Consider the following 12,152-nt stretch of genomic DNA (forward strand, 5'->3'; position numbering starts at 1 on the left):
ATGTCAATATTATCCTTTTGTCGCCCTCGTCTTAACAAGGGGGGATGCCAAAGGCAGGGGGGATTTCTTCTTCCCAGTGAATATAGATCCCCCCGCCGCTTGAACGGCGACCCCCTTTTTAAGGGGGTAAAAAAAAGAAACTCCAGCACCAGACATTATCTGATTGACTTTACACTAGTATTTTACCTTCAAGGTTTTTTCTGGAGCTTATCAAGTGCAGCCTGGGCATTTTTATATCCCGGATTGATCTTCAGGGCTTCCTGAAATCTTTTCGCGGCGTCATTCATCGATTTGTTGCCAACAAAGACCATTCCCAGCGCATATTGAATATCTGCGTCTGCCGGCGAGATTTCCACCGCTTTCAAGAGGTAGGAGAGCGCGTTGGCAAGATCGCCGCCTTTCATGAGCGCCAGACCCAGGTTATAAAGCGCCGGCACATCTTTCGGATTCAGCTCCATTGCTTTATTCAGGTATTTTACCGCTTTCAAGGCATCGCCGCGGCCTTCATCGAAAATGAGAGTCCCGAGATTGCTGAAAGCCGCAGAGTATTCATCGTCCAGCCTTATAGCTTCATTGTAACTTTTTTCCGCCTCTTTAAAATCTCCCTTTTTCTGCAGAGCCACCCCCAGGTTGTTATATACAGAGGCGTTTTTACGGTCAAGACCGATTGCTTTTCGATACTCCGCCACAGCGCCGTCAACATCTCCGAGACCATACATGGCGTTGCCCAGATTGACATGTTTCTGGGATACTTTTGGATCAAGCGCAATTGAGCGGATGTAGCTTGCCTTCGCGCTGTCATATTCGGCGACAGCCATATAGGCATTACCCAGGCTGTTGAACGCCTTGGCGAATTTATGGTCGAGCTTTACGGACCATCGGAGATTGTCGATGGACTTGGCATAATCCCCCTTCTCGTAGTATGCAAGCCCCAGGTTGTGGTAAGAATCCGAATAGGCCGAATCGGCGGCGACTGATTTTAGGAACATTTCGATTGCGCCGTCGAAATTCCCTTTACGATAGAGTTCGTTGCCCTGAAGCTTGAGTGCTTCAGCATTCCCTTTTTTTGATGCGCTGAAAGCGGGGACAGCAAGTATAACGAAAAGTAACGGAAGAAAAAGAATTCTTATAAACTTCATTTCGGCCTTTCACGGAACATGAAAAATCGGCTGCGGTTTCCCGGCTTTCTGCCTGCGGATGCCTCGCCTCAATAATATACTATCACGGTGATGGAAGAACGAAAAGTATTTTTAAAATGGTTTGCACCCTGCCCTCATGAATGTGCATATTATTTTCGATTATGTCATTTTATCCCCAATACGGTTCACTTTAACGAAAAAGTACAAGATTTATAAACCACGAACCACACGAAAGGCACAAAAAATGATTTTATCAAAAGGGAAATTTCGTGATTTTCGTGGTAAAATGAACTGTATTGAATCTAAACCAGTATAATTATATAGGTTTCAAGGATGACCGCGATGTATTTTTGTTAAATCAGGATAATCATTGAATCATGCGAATCATGGTTCAGACAGTCTTTTTATTTTTTCTTGCAGCCTGAATATTGGCGATCATCTGCCGTGCCAGGCCGGAGATTTTCTCCCAGTTGCCTTCGGCGATGTCTTTTTTCGGGGCGATGCAGCTCGCGGCTGTAACCGCGGAGGCGCCGGCCCTGATGAATTCGCCGCAGTTTTCCACCGAGACGCCCCCCACCGGCATGAGTCTGATGTGCGGCAGGGGACCGTGGATATCCTTAAGGTAACCGGGTCCCAACACGCTCGCCGGGAATACTTTCACCATATCCGCGCCGGCTTCCCAGGCGGTGAGTATTTCGGTGGGAGTAAACGCGCCGGGGAATATGAGCTTGGAATACCGTTTCGCCATCTCGATGACTTTCAGGTTGAGAGTGGGAGTAACAATGTATTCCGCCCCGGCCAGGATGGCAGCCCGGGCTGTTTCCGGGTCGAGAACGGTGCCGACCCCCACGCCGACCCTGCCGCGCATTTTTTCCGACAAGGCTTCGACTATTTTGAGCGCATTCGGGGTGTTCATAGTTACTTCGATGAATTTTGCGCCCCCGGCCTCAAGCGCTGCGGCAACCTCGATCAGACGTTCGGAGCTGTCGGCCCTGATGGCCGCTACAATTCCGGATTCTACGATACGGTCGAGCATGGACATGAAAAGGCCTCCTTGTGAAAATGATAATGATTTCTGTGTATGTATTTGTTTAAAAATACGCTTCTATGAAATATAATACAATTTAAACGGAGTATAACAATGGAAAGGTGATAGAAAAATGATTTGCTTCCGGCAAGATCCTGACCCTAATTATAGAGAAGAGTAATTTAAACTGGAGATGAATATGTCTAAGACTCAAATCCCGCACAATCGAAAAGCTCCGTGATACTCTCTTGCCGAAGTTGATGAGCGGAGAAGTGAGGGTAAATGTCTGAACACGATTAAAAGGATTGCAGGATGGACACGATTGAAACTATAGAAGAATGATAAGAGTGCAAATTCAATCTTGGTAATCAAGAAATCCCGTATCATGGAGCTAATTGCAAAAGTCGAGATTATTTTACGCAGCCCCCTTCCTGTCCTTTGGACATCCTTCCCCCTGAAGGTGGCAGGAAAAGACTGTGGAGCAACGACTTCCCTTGCCCCCCTTCGGGGGGAAAGGGACCGAGGGTTAGGGGGCTAAAATTAACAATTTGCCTTTTTAAAGTATAAAAACGACTTTTGCAATTGGCTCCATGTTCAGACAATTTCCGTAATCATGTTCAGACAATGAAGAAATAAGATGGAAAACACTACAATAAGCGAATTGACACATAAGATTATCGGCTGCGCAATGAAAGTTCATTCAACGCTCGGAAATGGTTTTCAAGAGGTTATTTACCAACGAGCATTAGCAATAGAAATGCAATTCCAAGGATTATCATTTGAGCGCGAAAAGGAAATGCCGATTTTTTATCGGGAAATGCATATTGGCACAAGGCGGGTCGATTTCTTCGTAGAAAATGCAGTGATGGTTGAATTGAAAGCAATAGAAAAACTTGAAGATGTGCATAAAGCCCAGGCTATCAACTATTGCGAAGCATACAATATTGCCGACGGGCTACTGATAAATTTTGGCGGAAAAAGCCTGGAGTTCAAAAGAGTTTACAATAAAAATCTGGTTGTTCCCAATCCTGTTAATCCGGTAATCCCGAAATCGTGTTCAGACAATGGTGGAAATTAAAATGAATCCAAACCTCCCCTCTTCTGCTCATTGAGAGGCTTACTCCTGCGCCGGTATAGTTCATAGGTCATGCTGAACTTGTTGCCGCTTTGCGGGAACGATGAAAGCGCAGCGCATCTTTTAGCAACCGTTTCAGCATCTATCAGCCCAAAAGAATAATCGGTTGCATCCTGCTTAATAAACGAGACACATCATGATCAATTTTATCAGGAACATACACACGCTTTACCGTACGGAAATAATTTCGATTCTTGTTTCAACGCTTTTTTATGGAGTTACCCTATTTTGGACGGGTAATTTTAAATCCGCAGCTTTAGCATCAGGTATCGCGGTGGTCGTGGCTGCACTGTTCATACCTACCTGCGAGGCATTGGCCGCCGCCATCAGCGCCGCCGCCGCAGTGGCAATTGCTATCATTATCGCCCTCGCGGCGGCATCCATCGCCGCCGGCGCCCGCCTCGCCGCAGCCCCTGTTCCAACTCCGACTCCTCCTCCCGCCGTCATCATAGTTGTCTCTGCCCTGATCGCCGCTTTGTTCACAGGTGTCGCCATCTTCTCCACCGTCAGGAGAGCAGCCGAAATGAATATCACCAAAAAAAGGGCAGCATTTTCCGTGCTCATCGAGATATCGGTGATTCTTGCGGCTTTTTATACAATCAGCCATCTGGTTCGATAGCAGGAAAGGGAATACCGGATACCATGAAAGCTGTCAGATTGATAGAACCTGTACGGTTCCGCTCGATGCTCAGGCTATCAATGACGTTCTGGATGATCTGGACAGGTTCGGAAGTAAAATACGGGCGGTGATAAAACCTTAATGACAGAATTCCTCGCAGCTTGCTGCGGGGTAGGATCCCCCCTGTCCGAAGCAAGGGGGATGTCACCGAAGGTGACAGGGGGATCGTCTTTGTATCCCACCTTAGTTTTCTCCGCTTTCCCGTTGTATTTCCCCTCGTTCTGCATTATAATCTTCCCAACTGAACAAAAACAGCATAAAGGGGAACTTCATGAAGCTATTTGTGCCGGGGCGAATCTGCCTCTTCGGGGAACACAGCGACTGGGCGGGCGGATACCGCCGCATCAATGCGGACCTGGAGCGGGGGTATACGCTCATTGTTGGCACCAATCAGGGCATCCATGCCGAGGTGAAACCGCATCCGGGCAAGCTGATCCTCACCACCACGCTGAACGACGGAGCAGTCCGGGGGCCGTTCGAGATCCCGATGGTCACCGGGGCGCTTCTTGAAGAAGCCGAGAAGGGGAGTTTTTTCAGCTACGCCGCCGGGGTGGCCTACCAGATTCTCACCCATTACCGGGTGCGCGGCCTCGAAATCAATAATTACCTGACCGATCTGCCCATAAAAAAGGGGCTTTCATCGAGCGCCGCCATCTGTGTATTGGTGGCCCGCGCTTTCAATCGCATCTACGACCTGAAAATGACCGTCCGGGGAGAGATGGAATACGCCTACCTGGGCGAAATCACCACCCCTTCGCGGTGCGGGCGCATGGATCAGGGCTGCGCCTACGGCAACCGTCCGGTCATGATGATTTTCGACGGCGACCGGATCGAGGTGAAGGAGCTGTCCGTACCCCGCGACCTTTTCTATGTTATTGTCGATCTCGGCGCCGGAAAGGATACCAGGGAGATACTGAGCCGGTTGAACCAGTGTTATCCGTTCGCCGAAAACGAGCTCCAGAAACAGGTTCAGACCTACCTAGGACCGATCAGCGCCCGTATTACCCACGAAGCTTTCGACGCCCTGAAAGCAGGAGACGCCGAACGTCTGGGAGCGCTCACGACCGAAGCCCAGGCGGAATTCGACCATCATCTCCAGCCGGCATGCCCTTCCCAGCTTACCGCCCCGATGCTGCACCGGATGCTCTCGTACGTCCCCTTGCAGCCGTACATATTCGGCGGCAAGGGAGTGGGATCGCAGGGCGACGGCACCGCCCAGTTCATCGTCCGTGACGAGGCAAGCCAGAAGAAGGCCATCGAGATCATCGAGCGCGACCTGGGAATGTCCTGCATGGAACTGACCATTCAGGCGAGCCGCGGGGTACGGAAAGCGGTGATTCCCGCCGCCGGTTTCGGAACCCGTCTCTTCCCCGCGACAAAAGCCATAAAGAAAGAGCTGTTCCCGGTCATCGACTCCGAGGGCCGCGCCAAACCGGCCATCCTGGCCATCATCGAGGAAGCCCTGAGCGCAGGAATCGAGGAGATCGCCCTCATCGTCCAGGAAAGCGACCGTGAGATATTCGAGGATTTTCTCCATACCCCGCTCCGTATCGAGAATTTCAACAAGCTGTCCAAAGCCAGCCAGAAGTACTGCGAATACCTCCGCGAGGTCGGCCACCGGGTGACCTTCATCATCCAGGACATCCAGGAGGGATTCGGCCATGCGGTCTATTGCGCCCGTGAATGGGTTGGCAGCGAGCCGTTCCTTCTCCTTCTCGGCGATCACCTCTACATCTCTGAAAATGAGTCTTCCTGCGCGCGCCAGCTCATGGAAGCATTCACGCGTAATAACCAGAGCATAGTCGGCCTCAAAGTTTCCCCGGCAGCGGAGATCGGGAATTTCGGCTGCGTCACCGGAGTCTGGGACGAGGCGGATTCGCTCCTGAATGTTACCGAAATCACCGAAAAGCCGGAAATCGAATACGCCCGCGAGCGCCTGCAGGTTGAGGGCATGGAGGAAGACCGCTTTCTGACCCTTTTCGGGCAGTACATACTCAAACCGCAGATTTTCGACTGCCTGGGAGAGAAAATTTCGCGCAATATCCGTGAGCGCGGGGAGTTCCAGCTTACCTCCAGCATCGACAGGCTCCGTCAGGAGGACGGCCTCAAAGGCTATCTGGTTCGGGGAAAAGCGTTCGATATCGGGCAGCCGGAAGCATACCTTAATACGATTGTAGAATACAGTAAAAAAAGGAATACAGGAGTCAGAAGTCAGAAGACAGAATAAAAGATTGCCTCTCGCAATGAGCGCAAAGAAAGAAAAAAGAAAAATTGACATGATTGACATGATTTACAAGATTTGGAAAAACAAGAGAGACCATCCTGTAAATCTTGTAAATCCTGTCAAAAAGATAGATACCGAAACAAGTTCGGCAGGACAGCGTTTAGAGCAAGATCATTTCCACTCAACCTCCGGATGAATGATCCGCGCCATCTCCTCGAGAGTTTGTATGAATCGCGGGCCGGGAATCACCGCGTAGTCCGCGGTTAAAATATACACCTTTCTATTTTTTACCGCGCTCAACTCATGGATTTTATTCCAGTCGCTGCGGGCGGCAGCTTCGCTATGACCCTGTTCGGCAAGCTCGGGCAGAAGGTCAAGGATGATTTCCGGATCGAGCCGGAGCATCCCCTCGCCTGAGACCTCCGGGTAGGGGATCGGGTATCCCCGGTAAGCGTTCGTCCCCCCGGCAAGCGCGATCAGTTCGTCATAGAAGGTGTTCGGCCCGGCGATGAAGACCTGATCCAGTGCACCGGCAGTCCTCCCCACCGCCACAATCACCCTTCTTCTTTCCCGACCTGCGGTTTTCTTTTGCACAGCGCCCTTTCTCGACTCGATATCCCGGACGATTCTCTCAGCTTCTTTCTCCGCTCCGCAGGTTTTCCCGATTACAGTAATAGTATCGAGGATTTCACCAATCACCCGGTTGTGCACCACCAGGGTGGCGATTCCCAGATTTTCAAGGTATTTCCGCGCCTGCTCGTGTTCGGGGAGGAGGATCACCAGATCGGGTTTCAGGGTGACCACCGCCTCGTAGTTGGGATCGAAGAATCCCCCGACCTGCGCTTTTTCCCGGGCTTCCGGGGGATACTTGCAGAATTTGGTCACTCCGATAACCCGGTCGCCCAGCCCGAGCGCGAAAAGCGTTTCGGTTATGCTGGGGGCAAGTGAGATGATCCGGGTATAGTTTTTCCCCGCCGGGATAGCGCTCTCCGGAGCATCACCTTTCCGACAGCCGATGCCGGTGAGAAGGAGAGCACAGAAAACCAGGATAAGAATGAATAAGGTACGGTTCATATTTCACTTTCCTTGCCCCCGCGCTCACTACCACAGGGGGGTGAGGGTTTACTTCATCACCATGCACTTTGTAAACACGGAATGTTTCCCGTCAGTCAGGCGCACTACATATACCCCCGTTGCATATCCCGAAGCATCCCATACTACGGTGTGCCTGCCCGCTTCCAGCGGCGAGCGGACAAGTTCAGCCGCTTTTTGACCTGTAGAAGTATAGATGGCAAGAGATATTTCCGCCGCCCGGTTCAGGGTAAAAGCGATGGTCGTCCGGGGATTGAACGGATTCGGGTAGACCGAGGAAATGGCAAAGGAAGCAGGCTCTGATTCCCTCACTGCCGTATTGACTGCGCCGTCCACATAGGCCATGGTCAGGGGAGGCAGGCTGGTGGGAAACGGGCCTGCGGTCACCTTATTGGTCTTTGGATCCACCACATAAAGGGCGGGATTTTTTTTATCCCGTGATCCGATGTAGAGCAGCCCCCCGGCAGAAACGATGCCGCCGCCGGAGTCGGGAACCGGGAGAGACGGCAGGAAAGCCCCGGTGGCAGGATTCATGGGGCGCGGCGCCATGTTATAGTTCGCATCATAGGTATTTACCACAGCATATTCGGGGCCGAATACAAAAATTCCCCCTGCTGAGCCTCCCAGCGTGCTTTCGGCTGCGACAACCCGCTGCCCGTTTTTCGGATTGTCGAGGTCAACAGACCATACACCTTCATCGGATGCACCGTAGGTGGTTCCTGCAAGGTAGAGTAGGTTTCCCGCCAGGGCGCCGCCAACCGGATTTTTTCTGATGAAATCGACTCCCTGGATTCCCGGAGTGTTCGGGTCGAGATCGACAATCGTATCGGTGACCGGATCGATCTTGATGAGTACTCCCGTTCCGGCGGCGTACGCCTTCAGATCGTACCGCTGCAGGACGACATACACATATCCGCCGTAATAGTACCCCAGGTGCGCCTCCGGGGAGCCGTCCGCATCATTCCAGGCGGAAATATCGATCTCTCCGAGCTTGAAAGAAGCCGAGTTTGCCGCATCGAGATTCACCACCCAGATGGAAGGCTTGCCGTACCTTATCACATATCCTTTCAGGTATTTCGCTGTGGGCACGAATACCAGGTCATGGGGATTGGCGCCGGCGACGGTGCTGTACTGATAGAGGGGGGTTTTCAGGTTATCCATGTCCAGCTTGATGATGTTGGAGTTGTCTCCCCCCTCGATAATGTAGACATTCCGTCCGTACGTTTTGACATAGGAGTCCTGGAAATGGCCGAGGAGACCGTCGGAGAGCGTCCCCTTCCCGATATCATAACTGGCGGTGTTGCCGGATATGTAGTCTGATGTGGTCAAAATAATCTTTCCGGTCGTTCCGCCGAACGCGAGGCTTGCCAACCATAAAAAACCGATAATAATACCGATAATCCGCATGGTGATCTCCTTTGCTAAGGGTTATATAAACTTGATGTTGCTCGATAAGCTGTTTCTCGCAAAGTTCGCAAAGAAAGAATTCTTGAGCTAGTGTTTAAGTCAATGCAATAAAGTTGGATTCATATTCCCCCCTTAACAAGGGGGGATGCCAAAGGCAGGGGGGATTTCTTCTTCCCAGCGAATAAAGATCCCCCCGCCGCTTGAGCGGCGACCCCCTTTTTAAGGGGGTAAAAAAAAGAAACTCCAGCACCAGACATTATCTGATTGACTTTACACTAGTAGGAAAAATTCACATCTTGATCCCCTTTTTGTCTCATAAAAAATGGTTTGAGAAATGCTATGGGGTTTTCCCCTCTTTTGCTTGCAAGAGAGGGGACTATAGGGTGAGTTATCTTTCAAAACCCCCATTCCGCCGTGCTGGAAAGCGACCTCCCCGGGAGCGGCATTCCCTGGGTGTCGAAAGTATGCACATCGGTCACGTTTTTTATATCGAACGACATTTTCACCCGCAGTTTGTCGAAGGGTACAGTGATCCCGATATCGTGCATCGTCCTCCCCGGATAGAGCTTGTGGGGCTGGTTCGCACGGTCAAGGTAGTACGCCCCCTTGTGGTTCATAAACCAGAAGGGAACGAGCCGCCCGAGTGCATACTTCATTTTCAGGCTCCCGTAATCCCCCGGCCGGTTGGGAAGCTCCTTGTCCCGATAAATCCGGTTCGTTTCCCCGGTTACCCTCGATTTCTGAAAGGTCCAGTTCCCCGAACAGGAAAGATGATTTCCCGCCCGGCCGCTGAAAACCAGCTCAGTTCCCCTCACCCATGATTTGGCGACATTTGCCGGAAAGAGAAATCCCGCATCGTTCGTGTACCACTGGATCAAATCCTGATAACGGTTCTGAAACCAGGCGTATTCCAGGGAGAAACCGAGGGGAAGACGGTTATTTTCATAGGAAGATTTCATCCCGGAATCCCACCGTTCGGCGCGTTCCGGACGGAGAGCCGGATTGGAGACGGTGGTTCCACGGTCCCCGAAGAGCTCGTAGAAACCGGGGGCCCTCCCCACATCACCATAGTTTGCCGAGACGGAAAGATTTTTAGAGAGCGCGAACCGTACGCCCCCCTGGCTGCTGGTCAGAAGGATGAGCGAAGATTTCGGGGTCACAGGATTCGTCGATGAAGGCTGCCCCTCGAACGTGCTGTGAAAACGCTCTCTCTGGATAGTAGAGGTAACAACGAGCCTTTCCCGGATGAACCGGAGCGAGGCGTCAAGGGTCAAGGAGTAGTGCTCACGGTCGCAGGAGAGGGGAATGGTCCTTTGCAGGCGCTGCTCCGGGCGGTATGACTCATGGTCGGCGCCCGGTGTCAGGGTAAAAGCGCCGCGGCCGCCCGCACGGTACAGGAAGGGAATGTTGAACCGGACTGTATTCGTGCGGTAGAAATTATCCTGGGAGCCCCATCCTACAGTATTTGAAAGGTCGGAGTAATGTTCCCGGGTATAGATGTGATAGAGATTCGGTTCGGCTTCCAGACGGTCATGGAAAAAGCGGCCCAGGGTAAACCGGGCCTGAAAGAGATTACGGGTAGTCGCCAGCCATGCACCGGAGTTCTGGACGATGTCCCTGCCGGGGAGTTCCTTACGGTTGGAGAGAAGATGTTCGGAGAGATCAAGGATTATATCGGCGCCAATCAAAGCGCGGTACTTGCCCATGAGATTTCCTTCACGGAATCCGTCGTTTTTACGCACTGTCCAGTAGTCGTCATCTGGATTATATGCAGTGCCGTTGTCGCTCTTGAACTGAAAGGCATTGTTCGAGGAGGAAAATCCGCCGGAAAGAAGCATCTGACCCTTGCCGGCCGGAAATTGCCCGAGCGAGTGAACGGTCATTGTATTGAACGAGCCGTATCCCACACTGAAATTCCGGTTGCTCGTGAGAAAATCCCGGGTCCGGATATTGATCACCCCGCCGGCAGCGCTGCCGCCGAACTGGGCAGGGGCGCCGCTCCGCCAGACTTCCACCTGCTCGGTCTGGGAAAGGGGAATGGTGGAGAGGTTCACCGCGCCGCCGTTAGCCTCGTTCAGGAGCATACCGTCGATGTAGACCTGAACCTGCTGGGAATTGGAGCCTCGGAGAGATACTTCGGTATAATCTCCCAGGCCTCCCATGGTCTGGATACCTGCGCCCGGCGTTTCCATGATCACATCGGCCACTGTTTTGGCCCGATCCTCGAATTCCGCCCGCTTCACCACCGCAATCATCGCCGGTTTGTTCGCGGCTGCTTCGCTTTCTTCCGCGGGGCGGGAAACCACCACCACTTCGTCGGATTCGTATACCCGCTCCTTCATGACCACCGCCAGGGGTTTCGGGTCAGCGAGAGGAAGCCGGATATTCAGACGATAGTCCTCCAATCCCAGCCGGGACATGACGACCAGGAGGGTGTATTTCCCGGCCGGCACCTTCTCAAAGCGGAATAAACCCGCTGTGTCGGTGGTATCCTTCATCGCCCCCGGTATAAGAGTCACGAGAGCGCCGGGGATGGCAGTTCCGGTCCTGTCGGTAACCTTCCCTTCCAAAGAATAACGCGGCTCTTCCGAAAACAGGGAACCTGCGCATACAGAAGCGAGTATAAATATCGAAAGTACAATGCAATAAAGGGTATTTCTGAATTGAAAAAGCACCATGAACTCCCCTTAGGCAAAAAAAATCCCCGGTCCTTGATCAGGAACCGGGGTGCCGTTTATCACCTTGGAAAGGGGACACTCCTCATAAACCCGAAGGAGTTGTCCACTCTGGAAAGAGTAGAGGGTCGGTCTTCTGGCTTCCGGGTCATTCCGACTGCCCAGCCTTCCCATCGTAACGACAGTGGCATTCATTCGGCAGCAGTCGCCGGTTACAGCGGCGGGTCCGCAGCGGATTTGCACCGCTTTCCCAAATGCTTTCTTTTTTGAAAGCAAACCCGGTAACAAAATACTATAAAAAAAAGTTTGAGTCAATAGAATTAATGTTTTTATCAGAAATTCCTTGGAGATTCTCTGTCAATTATGCTATTATGCAAAGCTGTAAGAGCGATTATATAATGATGCATGGCGTTGCTGCAAAGCCTGAGTTGGAGGGAATCAGAGGTAATGAAGGTGAGATAAAGACTTTGCTCTCTTGATATTTTTAATAAAAGAAATCCGGTTATGTCATTTGGTAAGTATTTTTGAAAATATTGCTCTGTGATTGCACGTTTAGATCCTGAAACGAGTTCAGGATGACACGTGTCATGCCGAACTTGTTTCGGCATCTACATATATGATCATGAACCTTATCTAACCCGGATTATTCATAAAATGTTTTTTCACATTTCATTAAAGGGATTGATCCCCTCTGCCTGTCGGCATCTCCCCTTGTTAAGGGGAGAATTCGCCACAAGCATTTTTTATCTTTCATTTTTTCTACCCCCTTCGATA

General features: G+C 51.5%; 8 protein-coding genes, 1 pseudogene and 1 riboswitch. Of the genes and pseudogenes, 4 read left to right on the forward strand and 5 right to left on the reverse strand.

All coding sequences use genetic code 11. The features are described 5' to 3' along the window. Window positions 1-188: 188 nt before the first annotated feature. Both Q8O92_01715 and Q8O92_01720 read right to left on the reverse strand, forming a co-directional pair. Window positions 189-1,139, reverse strand: a complete 951-nt coding sequence (locus Q8O92_01715; protein MDP2982033.1) for a tetratricopeptide repeat protein — start codon at window positions 1,137-1,139, stop codon at window positions 189-191. A gap of 391 nt (window positions 1,140-1,530) precedes the next feature. Further along, complete coding sequence (locus tag Q8O92_01720) at window positions 1,531-2,181, reverse strand: bifunctional 4-hydroxy-2-oxoglutarate aldolase/2-dehydro-3-deoxy-phosphogluconate aldolase (protein ID MDP2982034.1); 651 nt, start codon at window positions 2,179-2,181, stop codon at window positions 1,531-1,533. Window positions 2,182-2,803: 622 nt separating this feature from the next. On the opposite strand from Q8O92_01720, the gene Q8O92_01725 reads away from it, so the two are divergent. The 4 genes and pseudogenes from Q8O92_01725 (at window position 2,804) to Q8O92_01740 (ending at window position 6,207) form a co-directional block, all read left to right on the forward strand. Next, on the forward strand, window positions 2,804-3,244 hold the full coding sequence (locus tag Q8O92_01725; protein ID MDP2982035.1) for a GxxExxY protein: 441 nt from the start codon (window positions 2,804-2,806) through the stop codon (window positions 3,242-3,244). Window positions 3,245-3,437: 193 nt separating this feature from the next. Next, window positions 3,438-3,920 (forward strand): hypothetical protein, encoded by a 483-nt coding sequence (locus tag Q8O92_01730; GenBank protein MDP2982036.1) that lies wholly within the window; start codon window positions 3,438-3,440, stop codon window positions 3,918-3,920. 547 nt (window positions 3,921-4,467) lie between these two features. Next, window positions 4,468-4,755: pseudogene (locus Q8O92_01735) on the forward strand (GHMP kinase). A gap of 516 nt (window positions 4,756-5,271) precedes the next feature. Continuing rightward, window positions 5,272-6,207, forward strand: a complete 936-nt coding sequence (locus Q8O92_01740; GenBank protein MDP2982037.1) for a sugar phosphate nucleotidyltransferase — start codon at window positions 5,272-5,274, stop codon at window positions 6,205-6,207. Between the two features lie 168 nt (window positions 6,208-6,375). Here Q8O92_01740 and Q8O92_01745 read toward each other — a convergent pair whose 3' ends face one another. The 3 genes from Q8O92_01745 to Q8O92_01755 form a co-directional block, all read right to left on the reverse strand. Next, complete coding sequence (locus Q8O92_01745) at window positions 6,376-7,278, reverse strand: helical backbone metal receptor (protein MDP2982038.1); 903 nt, start codon at window positions 7,276-7,278, stop codon at window positions 6,376-6,378. Window positions 7,279-7,326: 48 nt separating this feature from the next. Further along, on the reverse strand, window positions 7,327-8,703 hold the full coding sequence (locus tag Q8O92_01750) for a T9SS type A sorting domain-containing protein (GenBank protein ID MDP2982039.1): 1,377 nt from the start codon (window positions 8,701-8,703) through the stop codon (window positions 7,327-7,329). A gap of 395 nt (window positions 8,704-9,098) precedes the next feature. Next, on the reverse strand, window positions 9,099-11,381 hold the full coding sequence (locus tag Q8O92_01755; GenBank protein MDP2982040.1) for a TonB-dependent receptor: 2,283 nt from the start codon (window positions 11,379-11,381) through the stop codon (window positions 9,099-9,101). Between the two features lie 105 nt (window positions 11,382-11,486). Beyond that, window positions 11,487-11,675: riboswitch (cobalamin riboswitch) on the reverse strand. Window positions 11,676-12,152: the final 477 nt, after the last annotated feature.

The sequence above is a fragment of the Candidatus Latescibacter sp. genome, assembly GCA_030692375.1.
Taxonomy (GTDB): Bacteria; Latescibacterota; Latescibacteria; order Latescibacterales; family Latescibacteraceae; genus JAUYCD01.